27 protein-coding genes, 2 tRNA genes and 1 pseudogene are annotated in these 23,593 nt (G+C 46.1%); 16 read left to right on the top strand and 14 right to left on the bottom strand.

All coding sequences use genetic code 11. The features are described 5' to 3' along the window. Positions 1–8 precede the first annotated feature (8 nt). The gene (folD, locus tag B8880_RS13890; RefSeq protein WP_084258165.1) at positions 9–863 is read right to left on the bottom strand and encodes a bifunctional methylenetetrahydrofolate dehydrogenase/methenyltetrahydrofolate cyclohydrolase FolD; all 855 of its coding nucleotides are present in this window, start codon (positions 861–863) and stop codon (positions 9–11) included. Between the two features lie 175 nt (positions 864–1,038). Here folD and B8880_RS13885 point away from each other — a divergent pair. The 4 genes from B8880_RS13885 to B8880_RS13870 all read left to right on the top strand — a co-directional run bounded on the left by B8880_RS13885 (position 1,039) and on the right by B8880_RS13870 (position 3,382). Beyond that, positions 1,039–1,115: transfer RNA gene (locus tag B8880_RS13885), tRNA-Pro, on the top strand. A 35-nt stretch (positions 1,116–1,150) separates the two neighbouring features. Beyond that, positions 1,151–1,227 (top strand) — tRNA-Arg (locus tag B8880_RS13880). 242 nt (positions 1,228–1,469) lie between these two features. Next, positions 1,470–1,679 (top strand): transcription antiterminator/RNA stability regulator CspE, encoded by a 210-nt coding sequence (gene cspE, locus B8880_RS13875; RefSeq protein ID WP_084258164.1) that lies wholly within the window; start codon positions 1,470–1,472, stop codon positions 1,677–1,679. Between the two features lie 368 nt (positions 1,680–2,047). Further along, complete coding sequence (locus B8880_RS13870) at positions 2,048–3,382, top strand: SLC13 family permease (RefSeq protein ID WP_418889023.1); 1,335 nt, start codon at positions 2,048–2,050, stop codon at positions 3,380–3,382. Positions 3,383–3,447: 65 nt separating this feature from the next. Here the strand turns inward: B8880_RS13870 and cgtA are convergent, their stop codons facing one another. The 4 genes from cgtA to rplU all read right to left on the bottom strand — a co-directional run bounded on the left by cgtA (position 3,448) and on the right by rplU (position 6,325). Continuing rightward, positions 3,448–4,623, bottom strand: a complete 1,176-nt coding sequence (cgtA, locus tag B8880_RS13865) for an Obg family GTPase CgtA (RefSeq protein WP_084258162.1) — start codon at positions 4,621–4,623, stop codon at positions 3,448–3,450. 59 nt (positions 4,624–4,682) lie between these two features. Then, the gene (locus B8880_RS13860) at positions 4,683–5,618 is read right to left on the bottom strand and encodes a DMT family transporter (protein WP_084258161.1); all 936 of its coding nucleotides are present in this window, start codon (positions 5,616–5,618) and stop codon (positions 4,683–4,685) included. Positions 5,619–5,738: 120 nt separating this feature from the next. After that, positions 5,739–5,996 carry a 50S ribosomal protein L27 gene (gene rpmA, locus B8880_RS13855; RefSeq protein ID WP_034614873.1) on the bottom strand — a complete coding sequence of 86 codons (258 nt, stop codon included), beginning with the start codon at positions 5,994–5,996 and terminating at the stop codon, positions 5,739–5,741. Between the two features lie 17 nt (positions 5,997–6,013). Further along, positions 6,014–6,325, bottom strand: coding sequence for a 50S ribosomal protein L21 (gene rplU, locus B8880_RS13850; protein WP_084258160.1), 312 nt, complete (start codon positions 6,323–6,325; stop codon positions 6,014–6,016). 247 nt (positions 6,326–6,572) lie between these two features. Between rplU and ispB the strand changes: the two genes are divergently transcribed. The 5 genes and pseudogenes from ispB to B8880_RS13825 all read left to right on the top strand — a co-directional run bounded on the left by ispB (position 6,573) and on the right by B8880_RS13825 (position 11,138). Further along, positions 6,573–7,565, top strand: coding sequence for an octaprenyl diphosphate synthase (ispB, locus tag B8880_RS13845; protein WP_084258159.1), 993 nt, complete (start codon positions 6,573–6,575; stop codon positions 7,563–7,565). A gap of 148 nt (positions 7,566–7,713) precedes the next feature. Further along, positions 7,714–8,358: pseudogene (locus tag B8880_RS13840) on the top strand (epoxyqueuosine reductase QueH); the annotation flags it as partial. 129 nt (positions 8,359–8,487) lie between these two features. Further along, positions 8,488–8,958 (top strand): hypothetical protein, encoded by a 471-nt coding sequence (locus tag B8880_RS13835; RefSeq protein WP_084258158.1) that lies wholly within the window; start codon positions 8,488–8,490, stop codon positions 8,956–8,958. 75 nt (positions 8,959–9,033) lie between these two features. Next, the gene (locus B8880_RS13830) at positions 9,034–10,101 is read left to right on the top strand and encodes a glycosyltransferase family 9 protein (RefSeq protein ID WP_084258157.1); all 1,068 of its coding nucleotides are present in this window, start codon (positions 9,034–9,036) and stop codon (positions 10,099–10,101) included. Continuing rightward, the gene (locus tag B8880_RS13825; RefSeq protein WP_084258156.1) at positions 10,098–11,138 is read left to right on the top strand and encodes a glycosyltransferase family 9 protein; all 1,041 of its coding nucleotides are present in this window, start codon (positions 10,098–10,100) and stop codon (positions 11,136–11,138) included. Before B8880_RS13830 ends, B8880_RS13825 begins: the two co-directional genes overlap by 4 nt. Here B8880_RS13825 and B8880_RS13820 read toward each other — a convergent pair. Beyond that, positions 11,135–11,911, bottom strand: coding sequence for a glycosyltransferase family 2 protein (locus tag B8880_RS13820; protein WP_084258155.1), 777 nt, complete (start codon positions 11,909–11,911; stop codon positions 11,135–11,137). The genes B8880_RS13825 and B8880_RS13820 overlap by 4 nt on opposite strands. Before the next feature lie 94 nt (positions 11,912–12,005). Here B8880_RS13820 and waaA point away from each other — a divergent pair, with 94 nt between their 5' ends. Together waaA and coaD are read left to right on the top strand one after the other, a co-directional pair. Beyond that, entirely contained in the window at positions 12,006–13,289 is a 1,284-nt protein-coding gene (waaA, locus tag B8880_RS13815; RefSeq protein ID WP_084258154.1) for a lipid IV(A) 3-deoxy-D-manno-octulosonic acid transferase, read from the top strand. A 9-nt stretch (positions 13,290–13,298) separates the two neighbouring features. Then, positions 13,299–13,784, top strand: coding sequence for a pantetheine-phosphate adenylyltransferase (gene coaD, locus B8880_RS13810; protein ID WP_084258153.1), 486 nt, complete (start codon positions 13,299–13,301; stop codon positions 13,782–13,784). On the opposite strand, the gene B8880_RS13805 is transcribed toward coaD, so the two are convergent. Next, positions 13,781–14,500 (bottom strand): 3-deoxy-D-manno-octulosonic acid kinase, encoded by a 720-nt coding sequence (locus tag B8880_RS13805; protein ID WP_084258152.1) that lies wholly within the window; start codon positions 14,498–14,500, stop codon positions 13,781–13,783. The two genes, coaD and B8880_RS13805, sit on opposite strands and share 4 nt — an antisense overlap. Before the next feature lie 83 nt (positions 14,501–14,583). Here B8880_RS13805 and B8880_RS13800 point away from each other — a divergent pair, with 83 nt between their 5' ends. Then, positions 14,584–15,639 (top strand): glycosyltransferase family 9 protein, encoded by a 1,056-nt coding sequence (locus tag B8880_RS13800; protein WP_084258151.1) that lies wholly within the window; start codon positions 14,584–14,586, stop codon positions 15,637–15,639. Positions 15,640–15,962: 323 nt separating this feature from the next. Here the strand turns inward: B8880_RS13800 and mutM are convergent, their stop codons facing one another. Further along, a complete protein-coding gene (gene mutM, locus B8880_RS13795; RefSeq protein WP_084258150.1) occupies positions 15,963–16,784 on the bottom strand; it encodes a bifunctional DNA-formamidopyrimidine glycosylase/DNA-(apurinic or apyrimidinic site) lyase in 822 nt (273 codons plus the stop codon). A gap of 257 nt (positions 16,785–17,041) precedes the next feature. On the opposite strand from mutM, the gene B8880_RS13790 reads away from it, so the two are divergent. From B8880_RS13790 to B8880_RS13775, 4 genes are all read left to right on the top strand, one after another. Next, positions 17,042–17,323, top strand: a complete 282-nt coding sequence (locus B8880_RS13790) for a hypothetical protein (protein WP_084258149.1) — start codon at positions 17,042–17,044, stop codon at positions 17,321–17,323. A 110-nt stretch (positions 17,324–17,433) separates the two neighbouring features. Then, a complete protein-coding gene (locus tag B8880_RS13785) occupies positions 17,434–18,102 on the top strand; it encodes a WaaS/CpsH family glycosyltransferase (protein ID WP_472857737.1) in 669 nt (222 codons plus the stop codon). A 25-nt stretch (positions 18,103–18,127) separates the two neighbouring features. Then, a complete protein-coding gene (gene trmL / locus B8880_RS13780) occupies positions 18,128–18,613 on the top strand; it encodes a tRNA (uridine(34)/cytosine(34)/5-carboxymethylaminomethyluridine(34)-2'-O)-methyltransferase TrmL (RefSeq protein ID WP_084258147.1) in 486 nt (161 codons plus the stop codon). Between the two features lie 8 nt (positions 18,614–18,621). After that, on the top strand, positions 18,622–19,245 hold the full coding sequence (locus B8880_RS13775) for a LysE/ArgO family amino acid transporter (protein ID WP_084258146.1): 624 nt from the start codon (positions 18,622–18,624) through the stop codon (positions 19,243–19,245). 46 nt (positions 19,246–19,291) lie between these two features. On the opposite strand, the gene cysE is transcribed toward B8880_RS13775, so the two are convergent. The 6 genes from cysE to B8880_RS13745 form a co-directional block, all read right to left on the bottom strand. Then, a complete protein-coding gene (gene cysE / locus B8880_RS13770; protein WP_084258221.1) occupies positions 19,292–20,113 on the bottom strand; it encodes a serine O-acetyltransferase in 822 nt (273 codons plus the stop codon). Between the two features lie 11 nt (positions 20,114–20,124). Then, positions 20,125–21,150 (bottom strand): NAD(P)H-dependent glycerol-3-phosphate dehydrogenase, encoded by a 1,026-nt coding sequence (gene gpsA, locus B8880_RS13765; protein WP_084258145.1) that lies wholly within the window; start codon positions 21,148–21,150, stop codon positions 20,125–20,127. A 95-nt stretch (positions 21,151–21,245) separates the two neighbouring features. Then, complete coding sequence (locus tag B8880_RS13760; protein ID WP_084258144.1) at positions 21,246–21,425, bottom strand: hypothetical protein; 180 nt, start codon at positions 21,423–21,425, stop codon at positions 21,246–21,248. A 148-nt stretch (positions 21,426–21,573) separates the two neighbouring features. After that, complete coding sequence (gene secB, locus B8880_RS13755) at positions 21,574–22,077, bottom strand: protein-export chaperone SecB (RefSeq protein ID WP_084258143.1); 504 nt, start codon at positions 22,075–22,077, stop codon at positions 21,574–21,576. Positions 22,078–22,121: 44 nt separating this feature from the next. Further along, complete coding sequence (locus B8880_RS13750; RefSeq protein WP_084258142.1) at positions 22,122–22,562, bottom strand: rhodanese-like domain-containing protein; 441 nt, start codon at positions 22,560–22,562, stop codon at positions 22,122–22,124. Positions 22,563–22,764: 202 nt separating this feature from the next. After that, a complete protein-coding gene (locus B8880_RS13745) occupies positions 22,765–23,448 on the bottom strand; it encodes a 2,3-diphosphoglycerate-dependent phosphoglycerate mutase (RefSeq protein ID WP_084258141.1) in 684 nt (227 codons plus the stop codon). Positions 23,449–23,593 lie beyond the last annotated feature (145 nt).

Raw genomic sequence — 23,593 nt, 5'->3', positions numbered from 1 at the left:
AGTATACGCTATTTGTCATGATAATGCTCACAAGCATACAACGTGTTGCTCATCAGCATGGCGACGGTCATCGGCCCAACACCGCCCGGAACCGGAGTGATAAAGCCGGCCTGTTGTGACGCCGTGTCAAAATCAACATCGCCTACCAGCCCGTTTTCGGTGCGGTTAATACCGACATCAATCACAACCGCACCCGGTTTAATCCATTCGCCGGGGATAAAGTGCGGTTTACCGACGGCAACCACCAGAATATCGGCTTGGCGTACATGATTTTGCAGATCCTTGGTGAAACGGTGGGTAACGGTGACGGTGCAACCGGCGAGCAGCAGTTCCAGCGCCATCGGGCGGCCGACGATATTGGACGCGCCGACCACGACTGCATGCTGGCCGTACAGATCAATTTCGGTGGTTTGCAACAGTTTGATAATGCCGTAAGGCGTGCAGGCACGCAGCAGCGGAATGCGTTGGCACAGACGACCGACATTGTACGGATGGAATCCGTCCACGTCCTTGCTTGGTGTGATCCGTTCGATCACCTTGGTCGAGTCGATTTGTTGCGGCAATGGCAGCTGTACCAAAATACCGTCAATCGTTGCGTCAGCGTTTAATTGGTCAATCAGTTGTAGGAGTTCTTGCTCACTGGTATCTGCCGGTAGATCGTAAGATTTGGAGTGAATCCCCAATTCGGCACAGCTTTTGCGTTTACTGCCGACATAGACTTGCGACGCCGGATCAGCCCCGACCAAAATGACTGCCAAGCCCGGCGCACGTTTTCCACAAGCAAGGCGTTGAGAAATTTGTTCGGCAATTTCCGTTTTGATTTGCTTGGCAATTTGCGTGCCGGAAATAATTTGAGCTGACATGAGTCGTCCTTTTAATGTGATACAGAAGAATAAACCAATATGGCTAAAACAGATATTTTGGCAGAAAAGTGCGGTTATTGTAACCCTGAATCCGTTAAAAAATAAGCGACTGAACTAAAAAAAGCAAAAAATGATTGACGAAAAAATTCAGGCTCTTATAATGCACGCTACTTGTCGGCGAGTAGCGCAGCTTGGTAGCGCAACTGGTTTGGGACCAGTGGGTCGTAGGTTCAAATCCTATCTCGCCGACCACTTCTTGCTTCCCTTTTTTCATATCCAACGACAATGCGCCCTTAGCTCAGCTGGATAGAGCAACGGCCTTCTAAGCCGTAGGTCACAGGTTCGAATCCTGTAGGGCGTGCCATGTGTTTATCAATTTTGAAAATAAAACCAGAAACCGCTTGTTATTCGATCATAATCGTGTTCTAATCGTTTCCAGCTAGACGACAGTTTATTTAAGTTCGATATTTCCTGCACTTCCTTAATACAAATTTTATTTTGTTTTCCTGAAAGTCTTTGAATACCAATCTCTATCTAAGTTCAAGTTATTAGCAAACCGCTTATTTCAAGCGAACATTTAAAATTTAATTTATTAAGGATGACATCATGTCTAAATTAACCGGTTCTGTAAAATGGTTCAACTCAACTAAAGGCTTCGGCTTCATCACCCCTGCGAACGGCAGCAAAGATCTGTTTGTTCACTTTTCAGGAATCGTAGGTGATAACTACAGAACCTTGGAAGAAGGTGCGCGTGTAGAATTTAACGTACAAGACTCTCAACGCGGCCCGGCAGCGGTTGATGTGGTTGTGCTTTAATCTGATACGACCAGTTTGACAAACCTCGCTACGGCGGGGTTTTTTATTGCCGGAAATAGCAGGCAAGTGTGTGCAACCTATGATAAGTTATTCTTTATCAATCGTTTTGTAATTTTATCGTTAATTCTTTGCTAGTTAATTGTTGTTTTGCAAAATAATATGTGAAGTAACTAGCAGTTTGTCGCCGGATAGTTTGTCGAAAGTGGTGTATTCCGCCTAAAATCATCGTTACCGATTTGATTTAATGGATGTATTTTATGGCAGATTCACGAGCATATTCTCTTAAAAAATTGAGCCTTTATCCTTTTGCGATGGCAAGGCAAAGCAAGGTTATCCAGTTTCTCCTCTCCATTTTATTTGGTTTGGGAATGATGTATTGGTTATCGGATCCCGGCTTTACCCAAACTCAGAATTTGGTATTGGTGTTGCTGTTCATGGCGATAGCCTTGTGGATTACCGAAGCGATTCCGCCGTTTTCCGTTGGGATTCTTGTGATTGGTTATTTGGTGGTGGTGATGGGCACCGATGAAAACCAACATGCGATGCGTTATGTTCAAACTTGGTCTGATGGTGTGATTTGGTTATTCTTGGGCGGTTTTTTTCTGGCGGAAGGAATGAAAAAAACCAAACTGGATGAAGCATTGCTTAAAATTCTATTGCCAAAATTCGGTAAAAAACCGGAATTTATCCTGTTGGGATTGATGTTGACGACGGCCGTGATTTCCATGTTGATGAGTAATACGGCAACAACCGCGATGATGATTGCAACCGTCAGCCCGATTTTTGCTTCTTTGGATAAAAAGTCCAATTTCTCGCGCGCCTTGTTGCTGGGTATTCCGACGGCGGCTTCGATCGGCGGTATGGGAACGATTATCGGATCAGCGCCGAATGCGATCGCCGTGGGGGCGTTGGAGGCGGTCGGGATCAGCATTTCTTTCTTGGAATGGATGATTATCGGTGTGCCTATCGCCTTTATCCTGCTCTATATTTTTTGGCGAATCTTACTGCGCCGTTATCGTGTCGGGCGTGAAGAGATGAATATTCAATTTGCCGTACCGGGGGAAGAAAATTGTGGCGATCACTTTGTTGCGAAAGAGTTGCGTTTGCAGAAAACCATTATGATTGTCGTATTGGCGGTGACGTTGTTTTTCTGGCTGACCTCTAAATGGTTTGGTATTCCGATTGCCGCAGTATCGGGTATTCCGATTGTAGCCTTGACCATGTTAGGCGTGTTGGACGCAGATGATGTCCGCTCTTTGCCGTGGGATACCTTAATGTTGGTCGCCGGTGGTTTGGCCTTGGGAATGGCGATTCAGGAACAGGAATTGGCCAGCCATTTTGTGGATAAACTCAGCCATGTGCAGATTAATTTTTATCTGCTGATGTTGCTGTTTGGTTTTATTACGGTTTTGCTGTCTAACTTTATGAGTAATACGGCAGCGACCACCATTTTGGTACCGATAGCGTTGTCGCTGATGAGTATTTCCAGCGGTGATTTTAGTCCGGCGGTGTTGCCGTTGGTGATTGCGCTCAGCGCCTCTTGTGCCTTGTTGCTGCCGGTATCCACTCCGCCGAATGCGATTGCGTTCAGTACCGGCTTGATTAAGCAGGCAGAATTTAGGTTGGGCGGTGTTTCGATGGGGTTATTGGGGCCGTTGGGCAGTATTGTCTGGGTTTTGGTAGTGACTTCACTATTTAATTAGCGCTTCAAAAGCAAACCGCACTTTGCATGGTAAGTACAAAGTGCGGTTAAAAGTGCGGTTCAGCCTTATGGCTTGTAGATAATTTCTACGCCTTCTTCGTCCTCTTCCGACCAATCGTCCCAATCATCGTCATCATCGCTTTCATGGCTATGCGCCGCAATTTGTTGTTGATGGTAATCGTCCCATTTGAATTTCACTTCTTCGCTCTGTGGCTCGGCTTGTTCGGTTTCACGCGGATTATCTTCGATAAATTGCATGATATCACGGCACAGATCTTTGACATTTTTGCCGGTAGCGGCGGAAATCAGATAATAATCCTCTTCCCAGCCCAAGCGTGCCGTGATTTCTTCGGCTTTGGCACGCGCATCGTCGTCGCTTAAAATATCAATTTTATTGAAAACCAACCAGCGCGGTTTTTCCGCCAAGGCTTCGCTGTATTGCAACAGTTCCGATTCGATAATGGCAATATTATCCGCCGGATCGCTTTGATCGATCGGCTCCAAATCGACTAAATGGATTAAAACACGGCAACGTTCCAGATGTTTCAGGAAACGAATCCCCAAGCCTGCGCCGTCGGCAGCCCCCTCGATCAAGCCCGGAATATCGGCGATGACAAAACTGCGGTTGGAGTCGACTCTGGCAACGCCTAAACTCGGCACTAAGGTGGTGAACGGATAATCCGCCACTTTCGGTTTTGCGGCGGAAACGGCGCGGATAAAGGTCGATTTACCGGCGTTGGGCAATCCTAACATGCCGACATCGGCCAATAACATCAATTCCAGTTGCAGATCGCGTTTTTCACCTGCCGTGCCGTTGGTTTTTTGCCGTGGGGTGCGGTTGATTGAGGATTTAAAGCGGGTGTTGCCCAAACCATGATACCCGCCTTTTGCCACTAGCATTTTCATGCCGTGTCGGGTCAAATCGCCGACAATCTCTTGGGTATCGTGATCAATTGCACGGGTTCCGACCGGCACACGCAAGGTAATATCTTTACCGCGATGTCCGGTACAGTTGGCACTGCGGCCGTTTTCGCCGCGTTCGGCGGCAAAACGTTTTTCGAAGCGGTAATCGATCAACGTGTTCAGGTTTTCGTCGGCAATCAGATAAACATCGCCGCCGTCGCCGCCGTCGCCGCCGTCAGGACCGCCTTTGGGAATGTATTTTTCACGGCGGAAACTGACACAGCCGTTGCCGCCGTCACCGGCTTCAATGCGAATTAACGCTTCATCAATAAATTTCATCTTGTTCTCCTGTCCGTCATATGGTGGGTTATGTTGCTTATCAGCTAAGACATAACATTTTAATTTTTATGACGAAATAAAAATTTGTGTCCGATTGCCGAACATAATGCACCGGCAACCACGACACAAGCGCCGATATATGATAATAAGTTTAAATCCGGTAACGCAAAGACATTGGGGGCAACCCAGTGCGCGATTTCCGAAAACAGAATGGTAAACAGCGGTGTCAGCGTGATAATCGCACTGACTTTGGATACATCCCAACGGTTGATTGCTTCGGCATAAGAGCCGTAAGCCACTAGCGTATTTAAACAGCAGTAAGCCAAACAAAAAAGTTCAAACCAAGGCAGCTTCGTGACATCGCTTGGCGTTGCCAAGGGGGTAAACAATAGCGCTGAACCGGCGTAAAAAATCAGTAAAATTTGTTGCGAATTGAAACGGCGCAACATCAGTTTCTGTGCCAAACCATAGCCGACCCAAACTAACGCAGCGGATAAACTGAGCAGCACACCTTTGGTGTAGGCAGTCATGCTGGTAAAAAGTTCAGCCAAGCGTTCGTTAAAAAACAGCAACAAGCCGATGATCAATAACACAGCGCCGATTTTTTGCGTCGGACCAATCAACTCTTTCAAGAAAACCGCACTTGCCACCATCATCAGGAAAGGCGAAACTTGCGCAATGACTTGGGTCACGGCCGGATCCAAATAGGTCAGCGATGTGTTGAACAGCAAAAAGTTACCGCCGAGTGCAAAGATGCCAATCACCGTCAGCCAGCGGAAACGTGGGCTGAGCAGCAGTTTGGCATGCGGTAATTTATCCAACAACGTTAAGATAACCAACAATCCGATTGCCGCAACAGCAAAGCGATACCAGACAATCGTACTGCTGTCGATAATTTGCACGATTGGTTTCAACGCCAAAGGTACGGTTCCCCAACAAATGGCAGTGGCGAGGGCAAAAAGGAAGCCGCTTACCGGTCGGATTGTCTGTTTCATGGTTATTTCAACTTATTCAGTGACTTTTCAGGCAGTAATGACCTGCTATTCTACCTGCTTCGACGACAATAAAAAACCCCGCGCTATAAAAGTGCGGGGTTCTCAAACTCTCAGTTTAAATTAGTCAGCGATAATACTTACATATTTGCGATTTTTATCGCCTTTCACTTCAAATTTAACTTTACCGTTTGCAGTAGCAAACAGAGTGTGGTCACGACCAATACCAACATTGCTGCCAGCGTGGAATTTAGTACCACGTTGACGAACGATGATGCTACCGGCTAATACTGATTCACCGCCAAAGCGTTTAACACCAAGACGTTTACTTTCAGAGTCACGACCGTTGCGAGTGGAACCACCAGCTTTTTTATGAGCCATTTTCGATCTCCTCTAAATTAGGCACTGATACCAGTGATTTTCACTTCCGTGAACCACTGACGGTGACCTTGTTGTTTACGACTGTGTTTACGACGACGGAATTTAACGATTTTAATTTTATCGCCACGACCGTGAGCCACTACTTCAGCCACTACTTTACCGCCATCAACTAATGGGGCACCAATTTTTACATCTTCACCGTTGACGACCATCAACACTGAATCGAATTCAACCGTTTCACCGGTCGAGATTTCAAGTTTTTCTAAACGAACTACTTGACCTTCGCTCACTCTGTGTTGTTTGCCGCCACTTTGGAAAACCGCGTACATAGAAAAAAACTCCGCTAAAAGTATGTGCCGAATAAACAAAGCTGTTTACTTGAGTAGGCACAATCAAAATTCATATAAATAGGGTGCGGATTTTACGCAAAAATTCAGCCGATAGCAAGCAACTATTTCGGATAAGTCTAAAAAATTTGATCCTCATGTGCGTTGATGCCTGAAATCCTGTTTAGCTATTGGCAAAATTCAGGTACAATCAGCCCCTGAATAATCGACATCTAACAAATTTGCAGGCATGACGAAACAACAACTCTCGTTTGATCTTAAAAAGATCCAAGCCCTTTGCGCCGATGATATGGGCAAAGTCAATGAATTGATTCTGGCACAAATGAATTCCGATGTGGTGCTGATCAACCAGCTCGGACATTATATTATCAGCGGCGGCGGTAAGCGGATTCGTCCGATGATCGCCGTGCTGGCGGCGCGTGCGCTCGGCTATCAGGGTGCGGCGCATATTACGGCCGCGACCTTTATCGAGTTTATCCACACTGCGACGTTGCTGCATGATGATGTGGTGGACGAATCGGATATGCGGCGCGGTAAAGAGACCGCCAATGCGTTGTTCGGCAATGCCGCCAGCGTGTTGGTCGGCGATTTTATTTATACCCGCGCGTTTCAGTTGATGACCTCGTTGGATTCGTTGAAGATCCTGAAGATTATGTCCGATGCCACCAATGTGATCGCCGAAGGGGAAGTGTTGCAGTTGATGAACTGTAATGATCCGAACACCAGCGAACAAAGCTATATGCAGGTGATTTACAGCAAAACCGCGCGTCTGTTTGAAGCCGCGACCCAATGTGCCGCGATTGTCACCCAAGCCGATGAGCGGATCGAGCAAGCGCTACAAGATTACGGACGTTATCTCGGCACGGCGTTCCAGCTGGTCGATGATGTGTTGGATTACAGCGCCGATCAGCAGGCGTTGGGTAAAAACATCGGTGATGATTTGGCGGAAGGCAAGCCGACGTTACCGCTCTTACATGCCATGCAACACGGGGATCCGCAGCAACAAGCCTTGATTCGTGCGGTGATTGAGCAAGGCAACGGGCGCGATCAACTGCCGCAAGTGCTGGCAGCGATGCAGCAGCACGGATCGTTGCATTACGCCATGCAAAAAGCGCGGCAAGAAGCGCAAAAAGCGGTTGATGCCCTTGCGCCGCTTGCCGAGAGTGATTATAAACAAGCGCTGATTGCGTTAGCGTATTTATCCGTTGACCGCACTTATTAAGATTAACATGATGACTGAATTAGATTTAAACCAAGCAAGTGCGGTTGCAGAAAACGCACAAAAAAGCGTACAAACCAGTGAACCGCACTTTAACGCCGTGCCAGTGCAATCGGTGCGTGAGAAGCGGCGTAAACAAAAAGAAAAAGGCCCGTTTGTGCGCCCTAACTTGACGCTGCCGAACGGACACAACAAGCTGTTGTTGCACTCCTGTTGCGCACCTTGTTCCGGCGAAGTGATGGAAGCGATTTTAGCCTCAGGGATTGAATTTACCATTTATTTTTACAACCCGAATATTCACCCGCTGAAAGAGTATCTGATCCGCAAAGAGGAAAATATCCGCTTTGCCGAAAAATTTAATATTCCGTTTATCGATGCCGATTATGACCGCCAAAACTGGTTTGATCGTGCCAAAGGTATGGAAGACGAGCCGGAGCGCGGTATTCGCTGCACTATGTGTTTCGACATGCGTTTTGAAAAGGCCGCCGAATACGCCCATCAAAACGGCTTTCCTGTGTTTACCAGCTGTTTGGGCATTTCCCGTTGGAAAGACATGAATCAAATCAACGGTTGCGGACACCGTGCGGCAGAAAAATATGACGATGTCGAATATTGGGACTACAATTGGCGCAAAGGCGGTGGTTCGCAGCGTATGATTGAAATCAGCAAACGCGAACGTTTTTATCAGCAGGAATATTGCGGCTGCGTCTACTCTTTGCGTGATACCAACAAATGGCGCGAAGCCAGCGGCAGACAAAAAATCGAGATCGGCAAGCTGTATTATTCTGCCGATTAATTGCGGTAAAAACAGACAATGTCTTTACCTAATCAAATAAAGGTCGTAAACTAGCCGAATCTTGCGTCCGATTTTTAAGACAAACAAGACGCAAGAAGATAAATTTTATTCATTTTAGAGGATTATTCCATGAAACGTTTCTACCAATTTTTTACTTTCGTATTCGTTGCTTTAGCGGTTGTCGCCTGTGGTGATAAAAATGCCGATTTAAAAGCCGATTTACAGGCTTTTGATGTTGCAACCGAACAAAACGGCAATCTGGCGGAAATTCAAAAATTCCAAACGGATTTGATGAGCGCAACCACGCCGGAAGAGCAGGCGGTGATCTTCAACAAAATCGCAGATAAATATAAAGAAATCAAAAACAGCGTCGCCGGTTTAAATATCAAAACCGCCGAAGCCAAAGCCTTGCAAGGCAAATTCACTTCCGGTTTTGATGATTTTATTAAATTAATGAGCGACTCCGCAACCTATGTGGTTACTCCGCCAAGCCAAGAACAACAAGATGCCTTGGTCGCATTACAGCAACAAGCAACAACCAAATTATTGGAAGCCGCGCAAGGCATCCAAGCCCTGAAAGAAAAAATTGAGAAAAAATAAATTTTCTGAATAATGAAACAAGCCCCGCCTAGCGGGGTTTTTTGTATTGGTATTGATAAGCCATCCGATTAAACCATGAAAAAATTTAAACAATTGCTACGTCAATGGCGCATTGCCTTCGGCAAACGGCTGTTGGATCAAACCAAACCGACAGGCGCGCTTGATCAAACCTCGTTAAAACGGGTTCTTTTTCTACGCCAAGACGGTAAAATCGGCGATTATATCGTCAGCTCGTTTGTTTTTCGCGAATTGAAAAAATACAACCCTAATCTTGAAATCGGCGTAGTGTGCAGCGATGACAGCCTGTTTATTAAAAATCCGCATATTGATCATATTTATCGGGTGAAAAAGAAAAATATCATTGATTATCTTAAAACCGGATTGAAACTGCGCAAAGTGCGGTACGATGTATTGATTGACCCAACGATTTTTTTGCGTAACCGTGATCTGATGTTAATTCGCTTAATTAATGCCAGGGTGAATATCGGTTATTTAAAAGCGGAGTATGGAATATTTAATGTGAATATCGCCGATCCGCAACTGCATTTTTCAGCCGTTTATTACAACGCATTGCGATTATTGGGGATTGAAAATATTGACGACCGATATGATATTCCGCAAGATCCGATCAGCACGCAGAATATCGCCGATTTTATTGTACGGAATCAGTTGGCGCCGATAATTGCTTTAAATTGTTTTGGCGCGGCGAGTGCCAGACGTTTTTCCACAGAAAATATTATCCGCCTGTTAGATTATTTAGCGCCGTTGTGTGCGAATAAAACGATTGTCTTACTCACCTATCCGCAAGTAACCGCGCAATTAACAAAAATTGCAGATAAATATGATAATGTCGTGGTATATGCCGACACTCGAACTATTTTTGATTCGATCGCATTGATTCAACAGGCGGAAACCGTAATTTCGCCGGATACTTCTATTATTCATATTGCCAGTGGTTTTAGCAAAAACGTCATCGCGTTTTATCAAGATAAACAGCAGGATCCGGTTAATTTCACCCATTGGTACCCAAATAATCACGGGCAAACCCATATTTTATTTTACCAACATAATCTGAACGAAATTCCGCCAGAGGCTATCCAAGCAGATTGGCTCAATATTCAAGAGGGATCAGTGTCAGCATGAAAAAAATTTTAGTTGTCCGCAATGATAAATTAGGTGATTTTATGTTGGCATGGCCGAGTTTTGCCATGTTGAAACAATCAGCGCCCAATTTGCAAATTACCGCACTTGTACCAGCGTATACCGCTGAATTGGCACGCGCTTGTCCTTATATTGACGAGGTGATTATTGATGCCGGTAAAAACGCGAGCCGAGCAGCGCAGCAAGCTACGTTAAACACGATTCGTGAACAACAATTCGATGCGGTGATTAATCTGTTTTCGGATCGTTATAATGCACTGTTGATGTGGAAAGCGAGAATCCCCTATCGTCTGGCACCGGCAACGAAAATTATCCAATTTTTATATAATAAGCGGATTAAGCAACGCCGTTCGCAATCATTAAAAGCGGAATATCAGTATAATTTAGATTTGATTCGCGCCTTTTTACGCGATCAACGGTTGCTGATTGTAGAGCCGAATCCGCCTTATTTCAGGTTTACCGCGACGGAATTGTTACAACAAAAACAAAAATTAATCGATCTTCTGGAGCTGTCGCCAAGCAAAAAATGGGTTTTTGTCCACGCCGGCACAGGCGGTTCGGCCAATAATTTAACCTTGCGGCAGTATGCTGAAATTGTTCAAGGGTTGAATCAATCGCTGGACTGTCAGATTGTGCTGACGGCAGGGCCGGGCGAAAAAGAAAAAGCGGAAAGTTTGGCAAAATTGAGCGGTTTAAGCGCGCAGCAGATCAAGATCTATGCCGAAAATGACGGCCTGCTTGATTTTGCCCGCACTTTAGCCTGCGCCGATCTGTTTATTGCCGGTTCAACGGGACCATTGCATTTAACCGCGGCCTTGAACGGTTTGACCGTCGGCTTTTTCCCCAGCAAGCGTTCGGCGAAAGCGTTACGTTGGCAACCGATTAATCAAACCGATCGCCATTTGGCGTTCACACCGCCTCAGGGGCATGACGAGAGCCGTGAAATGGCGCAGATTCAAGCCGAACAGGTTGTCGCCCAGATTATTCCTTTTGTGCAACAACACTGGCAACAAGATTAAGGCTTTTTTTCAGTCTGGGTGCGAATCCATAAATCGGCATATTTGACAAATGTTGAATGTGCCGATAAAACCGCCAATAAAAAGCCTTGTTTACCGTCTAAAAAACCGCGCTTTATCAGATACATTTTGATAAAACAGGTGAGCGCATGGGTAATTCCCTGCAATAGGCCGGCGCGTTTTCCTGATTTTTGCCGTTGTTCTGCCCAAGCTTTGGCGTAAAAAGCGGATTTAGTCAGGTAATGGTAAAGATCCTCATAGGTGTAATGACGTAAATCACCGCTCAATTTTTCGATCTTAAATCCATCCGGTTCAACGATTTTTTCATGAACCAACGAATCGTTGTATTGAGTATCCGAAGTGCGGTAAAGGCGGATCACCCAGTCGGGATACCAGCCGGAGTGCCGGATTTCGCGCCCGAAAACTTCACTGCAACGCCCGATTTGATAGAGTGTGTCCGGCTTATCGGCGATGACGGCTTGCTGAATGGCTCGCTGTAATTCAGGGGTAACTCGTTCATCGGCGTCCAACCATAAAACATAATCACTTGCCACATATTGCTGGGCAAGCTGGCGTTGTTTACCGAAGCCCCGCCAGTCAAGGTTTTGATAAAATTTCTCGGTATAACAACGAGCAATGGCTTCAGTTTGATCCCAGCTGCCGGAATCTAAAATCACGATTTCATCGACCCAATCTTTTACCGTATCTAAACAAGCGGCAAGATGTTTTTCTTCATTTTTTACGATCATGGCAACGGCAAGCGTTGGTTTTGGCATGTTAACTCCTTTTAAGCGAAATGTCTTATTATCTTAACAGAAGTTCCGAATAGGGTATAATCAAAACCCAATGTATGAGGGGAAAGTAAACCTAATGATTTTCTATATATATAATGTATTAATTTATCTGATTCAACCGTTGGTGCTGCTATATAATTTTTATCGCAGCCTCAAATCCCCCGCTTATCGCCGTCGGTTGAATGAGCGTTATGGCTTTTATAGCGCACAAACGGTTGCGCCGCAAAAGGGAGGCGTGTTGATTCATGCCGCTTCCGTCGGTGAAGTGCTGGCGGCGCGGCCGTTGGTGAATGCGATTCTAAGCCAATATCCTGATTTGGCGGTGACGATTACCACTGTTACGCCGACCGGTTCCGAACGGGTGAAATCGGCATTCGGCGACAACGTCAGCCATGTTTATTTGCCGTATGACACCCCGACCTCGATGGCGCGTTTTTTGCGTTTTGTCCAGCCGAAATTGTGTATTGTGATGGAAACCGAATTGTGGCCGAATTTGATCCACCAACTGGCGAAACGTGAGATTCCGTTTGTGATTGCCAATGCCCGCCTGTCGGCACGCTCGGCGCGGCGTTACGGCAAAGTGAAGAAGCTGTTACGCAAAATGCTGTCGGAAATCACGCATATTGCAGCGCAGGACGGGGTGAGTGCCGGTCGCTATTTAGGATTGGATTACGATAAAAACAAACTGACGATCACCGGTAATTTGAAATATGATTTGAGCTTAAGTGCGGTCTTGCAACAGCAGGTTGCCGAGTTGCGTAGCCAATGGTTGCCGAACGCACGTCCGGTGTGGGTTGCCGCCAGCACCCATCAGGGCGAAGATGAAATCGTGCTGGAAGCGCACCGCACTTTATTGCAACGCTATCCGGATTTGCTACTGCTGCTCGTGCCGCGCCATCCGGAACGTTTTCAAGCAGTGTATGAATTAATCGAAAAATCCGGCTTAAGTGCGGTGCGCCGCTCTACGCAACAACTGCCGAGTAAAACGACGCAAGTCGTGTTAATTGATACCATGGGCGAACTGATGCAGATGTACGGTATCAGCGATGTAGCCTTTGTCGGCGGCAGTTTGTTGTCGATTGGCGGTCATAATCCGCTGGAACCGTTGGCATTTAAATTGCCGGTGATTTCCGGCAAGCACACCTTTAATTTTCCGGAAATTTTTGCCGAATTGCGCACCGTACGCGGCGTGCTGGAAATCGATGCACAAAGCGATCAACTGGCGAAAAGTGTCGCTGATTTGCTGTCGGCACCGCAACAGGCGAAGCGTTACGGCGAGGCAGGCTACCAAGTGCTGATGAAAAACAGAGGCGCTTTGGATCGCCTGATGTTATTATTGCAACCTTATCTCGAAAAATAGGACTTCAATATGCAAACCAGCGTGATTTATCCCGGCACTTTTGATCCAATTACCAACGGGCATTTGGATATTATCGAGCGCAGCGCGCTGCTGTTTCCGCAAATTATTGTGGCGGTGGCGGCAAGCCCGAGCAAAAAGCCGTTATTCGATTTGCAACAGCGGATCGAGCTGGTTAAACAATCAACCTTGCACCTCGATAATGTTGAGGTGATAGGCTTTTCCGGTCTGCTGGCAGATGTGATCAAACAGTATCAGGTCAAGGCGATTATTCGCGGCGTGCGTGCCGTGGCGGATTTTGAATATGAGCTGCAACTGTCGCATTTGAACCGGCTGTTGACCAACGGTGTGGAGAGCCTGTTTTTTCCGCCGTCGGATCGCTGGTCGTATGTCTCCTCGACCATGATCCGTGAAATCAGCCTGCACGGCGGCGACACCCGTGCGTTGGTGCCGGAAGCGGTTTATACCGCACTTTTAAATAAACAACGCGAAGTTTAGAGATGATAGCCGTCGAGCAGGGCTTGCCAGTTCTGTTCGCTGAAGCGGATTCGCATTCTGCCGACCTCTTTGAGAAAAGAGCGGTGCAGCCGTTCCAGATTGCCTTGTTTCCAGTCGTCACCGGATAAGAAAGCGCATTTGTCAAAATCGATTAGCCAAAATTTTTGTTGCCCGTTTTGTTGTTGCAGTAAAATATTGTGCGCATTTAAATCACGGTGACAGACTTGTAGATCATGCATTTGACGGATGAGTTCGCCGATTTCCTGCCATTGTGCAACGGATAAGGTTTGCTGATGTAAAAGTGCGGTCAGATCGCTAGAATTTTCCACTCTTTCCAATAAAATATCCGCTTGATAGCCCACGGTTTTTTTGATGACGCGCGCTGCAATCGGTTGCGGCACCGGCAAGCCGGCTTTGTGCAGGCGGCGTAGCATTTTGAATTCGGCAAAGCTGCGGCTGTTTTTCAAAGAGCGGTCGAAATAGCGGTCACGATTGAATTTTGCCGACCAGCCGCCGCGATAATAGTGGCGCAACGCCAGATTTTTACCGATATCCAAATCGTCCGCCTGTAAAAACCAAGTGATCCCGCGCCCTTTCGCCTGTCCAATCACCCGCCGTTGCTGCTGCCAAAAGTGAATATCAAACAATTGTTCGGGCGAAAGTGCGGTTTCGACGTTGAGTAAATAATAGTGGTTTGCCTGTTGAAGGTACGACATCGGCTATCCTCGTATATTAACAATGATAATTTTTGGATTTTACTTTAGAATAAATCAAATCCCAATCAGAAATCGATTTAATTATGCTAAAACAGCCTCTTTTTACTACGCCACCGAAAAAACTCTGCATCTTGCGCTTATCTGCAATTGGTGATGTCTGCAATGCGATTGCGATGGTGCAGCAGATTCAACACCATTATCCGACAACGGAAATCACTTGGATTGTCGGCAAAACCGAATCGCAGTTGGTGGCAGTGTTGCCGAATGTGAAAACCGTGGTGTTTGATAAAAAGTGCGGTTGGCGCGGCGTGTTGGCGATTTGGAAACAATTGAAAAACCAACGTTTTGAAGCCCTGTTGAATATGCAAACCGCACTTCGTGCCTCTGTGTTATCGCTAGGGATCAAAGCCAAGTATAAAATCGGTTTCGGCAAAAAACGGGCGCGCGAAGGACAGTGGTTGTTTACCAACCGCACCATCAGCGAGCCGCAAAATCTACATGTCTTAGACGGATTTTTGGCGTTTGCCGAGGCAATCGGCGTACCGCCAAGCCCGCCTCGTTGGGATATTCCACTGGCGGCGGCGGATCGGGAGTATGCCGGCAGTCTGATTGATCCGACCCGAAAAAATCTGCTGATTTGCCCTTGTTCCAGTAAAGCGGAAAAAGATTGGACGGTAGAGGGTTATGCTGCGGTGGCAGGCTATGCGGCGCAACAGAATGTCAACGTTATTCTCGCCGGCTCCCCTGCGCCGCGCGAAATAGCGATGGCGGCTGAAATTGCGCAAAAGTGCGGTATTGCGCTGACCAATGTGGTCGGTAAAACCTCGTTATTACAATTGATAGCATTGATCGGTCAAGTGGATTTGCTGATTTCGCCTGATTCTGGCCCAGCGCATATGGCGACCACGCAAGGCACGCCGGTAATCGGATTATACGCAATCCACAATCCGCTGCGCACCGCCCCTTATAACAATCTCGCCAATGTGGTGTCGGTGTACGAACAAAATATCCAAGCGCAATACGGCAAACCGTCTGCGGAACTGCCTTGGGCAACACGCGCCAAAGGCAAGGATTTGATGCAACAGATTCGAGCGGAACAGGTGATTGCGCAGATGAAAGGATTGTTGGGAATGAGTTGATGGTACAACCCGAACATCCTTTACATATTAACCCGATGACATTGTTTACACTTCGGACTGTTTCCCACCTTCCTTTTTTTCCTTGATGGGAGAGGGTGTCCGTAGGACGGATGAGGTGAGATCTTGGTTCACTGCCCTGTACTTTACCCCTCATCCTGATTTTCGCTTCTGAACGAAGCAAAAATCTGTCCTTCTCCCACAAGGGGCGAAGGAAAAGTGCGGTATTTCACCACCCTAACAGGGTTGATTCATCCGTAATCTCGGGTAATTTGTTGCCCGAAGTTGTGTATGCACTTCGGGTTGTACAGATCTGTTTCTTACCGTTATAACCCCTGACATCTCGGGCAGAAAAAACTATTCCGTTGCCCAATGACCGCACTTTCGATTTTTGTGCCGCAAGTCGGGCAAGGTTCGCCGGCTTTGCCATAGACATACAACTGTTGTGCAAAATAGCCGGGGCGACCGTCCGGTTGAATAAAATCTTTCAACGATGTGCCGCCTTGACGGATAGCTTCTTTTAACACCAACTTAATTTGCCCGACCAGTTGTTCGCATTGCGCACGGGTCAATTTGCTCGGCGGCGTGAGCGGGTGAATACCGCACAGAAACAGGGTTTCATTGGCGTAAATATTGCCTACGCCGACCACCACCGCATTATTCATCAAAAACGATTTGAGCGGCGTATTTTTATTGCGGCTTTTTTGCCAAAAATAATCCGCATTAAACTCGTCGGATAGCGGTTCGGGGCCGAGTTTGGCGAACAGCGGAAAATCGGCTAATGTTTTCGTCCATAGCCACGCCCCGAAACGGCGCGGATCGTTGTAACGTAAAATCTTACCGTTACCGAAAATAAATTCCAGATGATCGTGTTTATCACGCACCGCACTTTGATCGTTAATATCGACAATTCGCAGCGACCCCGACATTCCCAAATGCCCGATAATATAGCCTTGTTCGGTTTCGAGAATCAGATATTTGGCGCGGCGTTGTAAAGTGATCACCCGTACATTGTAAAACTCACTGAGTTCCGGGCTGACCTCCCAGCGCAGTTTGCTGCGGTGAACACGGATTTGCTCGATTTGTTGCCCCAACACAAACGGCGCAATGCCGCGCAGGGTGGTTTCGACTTCGGGTAATTCAGGCATAAGGGATCCATAAATGTTAAGTATTTGGAATATATATGATAAGGACGGTTTCGAGTATTTCAAGTTAGCCTTATAACAAAATCAATGGTATCATGTCTATTTTTACGTTTATTCTAAAATGTTTGATGTAATAAATATTAATAGAATAATTATTTTATTTTCACCAATTAATAAAGTTGAAAGCTTTTACTAATATTAATGTAGCATATGATTTATTAATCTTAAAGAATATATTTGAAAAATATTGAAGGCCTGTGATGGAAGATGATAAAAGAAAAATCTTATTAGGATTATCCGCAGTAAATGGAATTTCAGAATTGATTGAGCGCAATCTTAAGTATTATGGTTTTGATGTGACTAATATTTGTGAATATGATCAGTATACAGATAAATATACACATGAATTTCGTTACCCGTCATTGCTCTCTAATTTTCTGGTGAAATATAAAAAAATAATATTCAAGGATAAACAGGCAAAAGTAAAACTTAAATCAAAACTAATACAAAGTGAATTTTTAAAAAATGTTCGCCTGATGTAAAATTTGATTATGCACTTTTCTTTTTAGCCCAAAGTTATTCTTATGATTTGCTTAAATTTATTCGTAGTTATGTGAAAAAAGGAAATATGATTAACTACCAATAGGACGGTATTGATCGTTTTCCGGCAGTTTATTCATTATTACCGTTTTTTGACCGTTTTTATGTTTTTGATCCTAGAGATATCAAGAAGCCTAATTATAATTTTTTACCAACAACGAATTTTTATTTTGATTATGATTTAAAGCCACTTCCGAACAAGCAGGATTTCTATTTTTTAGGTGTTCACAGTGAAGATCGTTTGAGCATTATTACTAATTTTGCAAGTTTTGCTAACAGAATGGGTTGGGATATTAACTTTAATATAGTATTACCGCGCAATGGAGAGCGTTGGAAAAAATCTTATCCGGAAAATATTACTTTATTGCACTCTAATCAATTAAAGAGTTTTCATGATAATCTTTTAGAAGCGCGACAATCTAAAGTATTACTCGATTTTGTTATTAATGCACATCACGGTCTTTCATTTAGAGCTTTTGAAGCATTAGGTCATGATAAAAAATTAATTACAACCAATGGTGATATTATCGATTATGATTTTTATCACCCTAATAATATTTTTATCTTAAACGAAAATAATATTGATGAGCTTCCGGATTTTCTGGCAAAACCATTTTATAACATCGAGCAAAAAATTAAGGAAAAGTATAGTTTTGGTAATTGGATCAAATATGTTTTAGATATTGAACCACATCAAGCAATAATTTTACCTAAAAAGTAACTATTAACCAAAAGTATTAAAAATTATGTTAGACATTGTATTATACGAGCCGGAAATTCCGCAAAACAGCGGTAATATTATCCGTTTATGCGCCAATTGCGGCTTTCGTTTGCATTTAATCGAGCCGTTGGGCTTTGCTTGGGACGATAAAAAATTGCGTCGTTCGGGATTGGATTATCACGAATTTGCCGAAATTAAAAAATACCCGTCATTCGAGGTGTTTATGCAGCAGGCACAACCACAACGGCTGTTTGCTTTAACCACCAAAGGCGGGCCGAATCATGCCGAAGTGCGTTATCAATCGGGCGATTTTTTGATGTTCGGGCCGGAAACCCGCGGCATTCCACGCCTGATTTTAGACAGCTTGCCGTTGGCACAAAAAATCCGTTTGCCGATGGTGGCGAACAGCCGTAGCATGAATTTATCCAATGCGGTGGCGGTGACGGTGTATGAAGCATGGCGGCAACTGGGTTTTGCAAATGCGGTTAATCCAAATGTAACACAGGATTAGGGGAAGAAATGGAACAGTTATTACAAGGCTTTTTGGTCACCGCCAGTTTGATTATCGCGATTGGTGCGCAGAATGCGTTTGTGTTAAAACAAGCCTTGCTGAAACAAAATATTTTCTGGGTTGCGCTCACTTGTTTTATCTGCGATTTTGTTTTGATTGGCATTGGTGTGATGGGATTTGGCAGCTTAATCGGGCAAAGCCCGAGCGCAACCTTAGCCTTGGCGGTGGTTGGCGCTCTGTTTTTGCTGGTCTATGGCGCAAGGGCGTTCCGCAGCGCCTATCGCGGTGGCAGCGGTTTGACGCTCGATCAAACAGAGCGACCGCCGCAAAGTGCGGTCAAAACCGTGTTGATTACCTTGGGCTTAACCTTGCTCAATCCGCATGTGTATTTAGACACGGTGGTGATTATCGGCGGCATTGCTTCGACTTTGTTATTCGAGCAAAAACTGCAATTCCTGATCGGCGCGGTGTTTGCATCCGGCTTATGGTTCTTCGGCTTGGGTTACGGCGCACGTTTGCTGATTCCGTTATTTAAACGCCCAAAAACCTGGCGCATATTGGATTTCGCTATCGGCTGCATTATGTGGCTGATCGCCTTTAGTTTGGCGCGTTATGCCTTGAATTTACTTTAAGCATCAAAGTGCGGTTGCGAACCGCACTTTGGTTTAACGAGATGAATTAAATATTACGAAATTCATATTCCAACTGATCGTTGTCGTCGAAATATTGATCCATCTCGAAAGACGGTTTGGTTTGTTGGTGGTGGGCGATGATTTTTGCCGGTACGCCAGCGGCGGTGGCGTATTCCGGTACGGCTTGCAGCACCACCGAGCTTGCGCCGATTTTGGCGAAGCGTCCGACTTCGATATTGCCGAGAATTTTTGCCCCTGCGCCGATCATCACGCCTTCGCGCACTTTCGGGTGGCGGTCGCCGGACTCTTTGCCGGTTCCGCCGAGGGTGACGCCTTGCAGAATCGAGACGTCATCTTCAATCACCGCGGTTTCGCCGATCACAATGCCGGTGGCGTGATCGAGCATAATCCCTTTGCCGATCCGTGCCGCAGGGTGGATATCGACATCAAACGCCACCGAGATCTGGTTTTGCAGGTAAATCGCCAACGCTTTGCGCCCCACTTGCCACAAGTAGTGGGTGATACGGTAGCTTTGCAGCGCGTGGTAGCCTTTCAGATACAGCAACGGCGTAGAGAACATCTGCACCGCCGGATCGCGTTCGCGTACCGCCAGTAGATCGCAGGCGGCATAAGCGATTAAATCGGGGTTTTGCTCATAGGCTTCTTCGATAATTTCTTTCAGGGCTATCGCCGGCATAATCGGATTGGACAGTTTATTCGCCAAAATATAGCTGAGCGCCAAACCCAAATCATAATGTTTCAGAATGGTGGCATGGAAAAAACTCGCCAACATCGGTTCGTTTTCCACCAGTTCTTTGGCCTCGTTGCGAATCGACAGCCATAAATCGAGCAGTTTTTGCGGGGACATCTCGGTCATAATCACTCTCTTGTATATTCTTCTTTGCGTTCGCGACCTAGCAGGGTTAATGCCGCTTCGCGCGCATCTTTGCCGCAGAACAGCACTTGGTAAATTTGTTCGGTGATCGGCATTTCGATCCCTTGTCGCTGTGCCAATAGGTGGGTTTCTTTGGTGTTGTAAAAACCCTCGACCACTTGCCCGATATTATCCAGCGCTTTTTGCGCGGCGAAGCCTTGCCCTAACATCAACCCGAAACGGCGGTTACGCGATTGGTCGTCGGTGCAGGTCAGCACCAAGTCGCCCAAGCCTGCCATGCCCATAAAGGTTGCCGGTTGTGCGCCTAAGGAGAGCCCTAAGCGGGTGATTTCGGCAATACCGCGCGTGATCAGTGCGGTTCTGGCATTGGCGCCGAAGCCCATGCCGTCGGAAATACCGGCGCCGATGGCGATTACGTTTTTCACCGCACCGCCCAATTGTACGCCGATCATATCGTTGTTGATATACACCCGAAAATGCTTGCTGCAATGAATGCGGGTCTGTATTTCACGGGCGAACTGTTCGTTGTCGGAAGCCAGCGCAATCGCCGTCGGCAAGCCGTTTGCCAGCTCTTTGGCGAAGGTCGGACCGGATAATACCGCTAACGGATAGCGGCTGCCGAGCTGTTCTTTGACTACGTCTTGCAATAATCTGCCGCTGTCACGTTCCAAACCTTTGGTCGCCCAAAGCAGGCGGCTGTCTTCACGCAGCAACGGTTTGATTTGAGCGATGACATCGCCGAACACATGGCTGGGCACGACCAATAAAATGTCGCGCGATGCTTGAATCGCTTTGCTTAGGCTCGGTTCGATAATTAAGGATTCGGGGAATTCGATATCGGGTAAAAATTGGCTGTTGCGGCGCTCGTTCGCCAAATTTTGCATATGGTGTTGATCGTGTCCCCACAGATAGGTCGGGTAGCCGTTACGCGAAAATGCAATTGCCAGCGAAGTGCCGAACGAACCGGCGCCAAGCACGGTGATTGGGGTATTGGTCAGTGCGGTAGTCATATTCTTTCCTATGTTAGCTTTTTTATAATATCATTGATTTTATTGCTATTTATCATTTAGAAAAAGGGAAATTTGCTAAGGTGAGAGTTTGTCTATTAAGGGAAAATCGTATCCAAATCCGTTTCCATATTTTCCCACACCTCAAACTCACTTTCTTCAGCCTGCTTGATGAGCGTTCGTAATTTTGTACGTTGTATTTCAACCGCTTGAATTTGTGCAAGATAAGCTTGCTTCGTGGTTACTTCGAACGGGGGTGCTTTTGCAGACAAGCTCATGGTTAAGTCCTCATTGAGTGGTGCTTCTATGCAATATCATACAGACGGCAAATGTGCTATGCAATGGTTTTACAGCAAGTGAAAAATTATAAAACAAAATCGCAGACAATTGCCTGCGATTTTTGAACTGCGTGAAAGAAATTAATGCTTAGTGCGTGGTTTCCGCCGCTTTTTCGGCTTCTTCTTGTTGTGCTTGCAGTTGTTGCATAAACAGCGCATCAAAATTAACCGGTGATAGGTTCAAGGCTGGGAATGTGCCGCGGTTAACTAGGCTGGAAATCAGCTCACGCGCATACGGGAACAGCATATTCGGGCATTGTGCGGTCAGGCAGTGTGCCAGCTGTACGCCTTCCAAGCCTAATACGGTAAAGACGCCGGCTTGCTTGACTTCGCAGATGAATGCGACATCGTTGCTGTCTTCCAGCGTGGTTTCAACGGTCAGATTCAAGCAGACTTCGTATAAGCCTTCCGCTAATTCAACGGTTTCGGTGTTCAAATCGAATTTTAACTGCGGTTTCCACTCTTGTTGGAAAATGGTCGGCAGATTCGGCGCTTCGAAAGAAACGTCTTTAACGTAAATGCGTTGAATTTGTAAGGTCGGTTGCACCGCTTGCTCTTCAGTGTTTGCTGCTTGTGTGTTTTCGTCAGCCATGTTCAGCTCCCTGTAATTAGTTGGAAATGCTTGAAATAAAAATATTAACGTTTGACTACCGGCAGGTTTGCTGCGCGCCAGCCACCAATGCCTTCTTTCAAACTGTAAACCTGTGCGAAACCTTGTTTGTGCAATTGGTTTGCCAAGGCTTCGGAACCCAGACCGCTGGCATCAACTACGATTAACGGCACATTTTTGTGTTTTTCCAGTACGCTGGCATTGTGGTTTTTGATCTCGCTCGGCAACACTTGCACACTGCCGATGATGTGGCCGCGTTGGAATTCGTCCAGTGTTCTAACATCAACCACAACGGCGTTCTCCTTGTTGATCAGCTGTGTCAGTTGCGCATTGTCGATGACTTTGACCGATGAAGTGGCTGATTTGACAAAAGTGACGATAACACCGATAAATACAACAACCCAAGCCACCACCATAATGGTGTGATTGCCGGCAAATTCGATAGCCTTAGGGATAAAATCTTCCATTTAAAATCTCAATCCGTAAAAAATAGTGTTAAAAAAGAGAGCCAAGTATAACCGCTCTTACCCGCTTTAACCAAACAAAACTGGGGTGAGACTGTACAAATATTGTCAGATCGGTGGCAAAGTGCGGTCAAACGGATATAAAAAACCGCACTTTGGCTTTTTTCAGCGGCAAAGTGCGGTTGGATCACCTTAGGCGGTTAAATTACAGATAGTATTTTTTAACCACTTTCAAGTTATCGTCTAATTGATACACCAACGGCTGACCGGTCGGGATTTCCAGATCCATAATGTCGGCATCGGAAATGCCTTCGATGTGTTTCGCCAACGCACGCAGTGAGTTACCGTGCGCTGTCACTAACACGCGCTGTCCGCTTAACAGTGCCGGAGCAATTTGATCTTCCCAGAACGGCAGTACGCGCTCTAAGGTCACTTTCAGGTTTTCACCGTCCGGCACGACATCGCTCGGCAGGTGGGCATAACGGCGATCGTTATGGGCGGAGTTCGGATCATCTTGTGCCAATAACGGCGGCAACGTGTCGTAAGAACGGCGCCAGATATGCACTTGTTCGTCGCCGTATTTTTCCGCAGTCGCTTTTTTATCCAAGCCTTGCAATTCGCCGTAGTGACGTTCGTTCAAACGCCAGTTTTTCACTTGCGGGATCCATAATTGATCAGACTCTTCCAACACGATGTTACAGGTTTTGATCGCACGGGTTAATACCGACGTGAACGCGATGTCGAATTCAAAACCGGCTTCTTTCAATTTTTGACCGGCGGATTTGGCTTCTTCGATACCGCGCTCGGTCAAGTTCACATCACGCCAACCGGTGAATAAATTTTTGGCATTCCACTCACTGAAACCGTGACGAATGAATACTAATTCCATAAAAAGTTCTCCTGTATGTTTTAAACATGTTTTTAAGAAAGTAAAAACCGAAAGTAAAAAATCATTGAAAAATCGTGAGGCATTTATAGCAAATATTTGTCGAAGTTGAAATAGCCAAGCCGGATCTTTGCTGATATTCTGCCGA

This window comes from Pasteurella testudinis DSM 23072 (assembly GCF_900176075.1).
In the GTDB taxonomy this organism is placed as follows: Bacteria; Pseudomonadota; Gammaproteobacteria; order Enterobacterales; family Pasteurellaceae; genus Chelonobacter; species Chelonobacter testudinis.
The sequence above is the reverse complement of the archived record's forward strand: the minus strand, read 5'-3'. Positions and strand labels throughout refer to the sequence as shown.

Bases quoted from the DNA above. Each gene is read 5' to 3' on its own strand.
- folD (WP_084258165.1), bottom strand. From the start codon at position 863: ATGTCAGCTCAAATTATTTCCGGCACGCAAATTGCCAAGCAAATCAAA.
- cspE (WP_084258164.1), top strand. From the start codon at position 1,470: ATGTCTAAATTAACCGGTTCTGTAAAATGGTTCAACTCAACTAAAGGC.
- B8880_RS13870 (WP_418889023.1), top strand. From the start codon at position 2,048: ATGATGTATTGGTTATCGGATCCCGGCTTTACCCAAACTCAGAATTTG.
- cgtA (WP_084258162.1), bottom strand. From the start codon at position 4,623: ATGAAATTTATTGATGAAGCGTTAATTCGCATTGAAGCCGGTGACGGC.
- B8880_RS13860 (WP_084258161.1), bottom strand. From the start codon at position 5,618: ATGAAACAGACAATCCGACCGGTAAGCGGCTTCCTTTTTGCCCTCGCC.
- rpmA (WP_034614873.1), bottom strand. From the start codon at position 5,996: ATGGCTCATAAAAAAGCTGGTGGTTCCACTCGCAACGGTCGTGACTCT.
- rplU (WP_084258160.1), bottom strand. From the start codon at position 6,325: ATGTACGCGGTTTTCCAAAGTGGCGGCAAACAACACAGAGTGAGCGAA.
- ispB (WP_084258159.1), top strand. From the start codon at position 6,573: ATGACGAAACAACAACTCTCGTTTGATCTTAAAAAGATCCAAGCCCTT.
- B8880_RS13835 (WP_084258158.1), top strand. From the start codon at position 8,488: ATGAAACGTTTCTACCAATTTTTTACTTTCGTATTCGTTGCTTTAGCG.
- B8880_RS13830 (WP_084258157.1), top strand. From the start codon at position 9,034: ATGAAAAAATTTAAACAATTGCTACGTCAATGGCGCATTGCCTTCGGC.
- B8880_RS13825 (WP_084258156.1), top strand. From the start codon at position 10,098: ATGAAAAAAATTTTAGTTGTCCGCAATGATAAATTAGGTGATTTTATG.
- B8880_RS13820 (WP_084258155.1), bottom strand. From the start codon at position 11,911: ATGCCAAAACCAACGCTTGCCGTTGCCATGATCGTAAAAAATGAAGAA.
- waaA (WP_084258154.1), top strand. From the start codon at position 12,006: ATGATTTTCTATATATATAATGTATTAATTTATCTGATTCAACCGTTG.
- coaD (WP_084258153.1), top strand. From the start codon at position 13,299: ATGCAAACCAGCGTGATTTATCCCGGCACTTTTGATCCAATTACCAAC.
- B8880_RS13805 (WP_084258152.1), bottom strand. From the start codon at position 14,500: ATGTCGTACCTTCAACAGGCAAACCACTATTATTTACTCAACGTCGAA.
- B8880_RS13800 (WP_084258151.1), top strand. From the start codon at position 14,584: ATGCTAAAACAGCCTCTTTTTACTACGCCACCGAAAAAACTCTGCATC.
- mutM (WP_084258150.1), bottom strand. From the start codon at position 16,784: ATGCCTGAATTACCCGAAGTCGAAACCACCCTGCGCGGCATTGCGCCG.
- B8880_RS13790 (WP_084258149.1), top strand. From the start codon at position 17,042: ATGGAAGATGATAAAAGAAAAATCTTATTAGGATTATCCGCAGTAAAT.
- trmL (WP_084258147.1), top strand. From the start codon at position 18,128: ATGTTAGACATTGTATTATACGAGCCGGAAATTCCGCAAAACAGCGGT.
- B8880_RS13775 (WP_084258146.1), top strand. From the start codon at position 18,622: ATGGAACAGTTATTACAAGGCTTTTTGGTCACCGCCAGTTTGATTATC.
- cysE (WP_084258221.1), bottom strand. From the start codon at position 20,113: ATGTCCCCGCAAAAACTGCTCGATTTATGGCTGTCGATTCGCAACGAG.
- gpsA (WP_084258145.1), bottom strand. From the start codon at position 21,150: ATGACTACCGCACTGACCAATACCCCAATCACCGTGCTTGGCGCCGGT.
- B8880_RS13760 (WP_084258144.1), bottom strand. From the start codon at position 21,425: ATGAGCTTGTCTGCAAAAGCACCCCCGTTCGAAGTAACCACGAAGCAA.
- secB (WP_084258143.1), bottom strand. From the start codon at position 22,077: ATGGCTGACGAAAACACACAAGCAGCAAACACTGAAGAGCAAGCGGTG.
- B8880_RS13750 (WP_084258142.1), bottom strand. From the start codon at position 22,562: ATGGAAGATTTTATCCCTAAGGCTATCGAATTTGCCGGCAATCACACC.
- B8880_RS13745 (WP_084258141.1), bottom strand. From the start codon at position 23,448: ATGGAATTAGTATTCATTCGTCACGGTTTCAGTGAGTGGAATGCCAAA.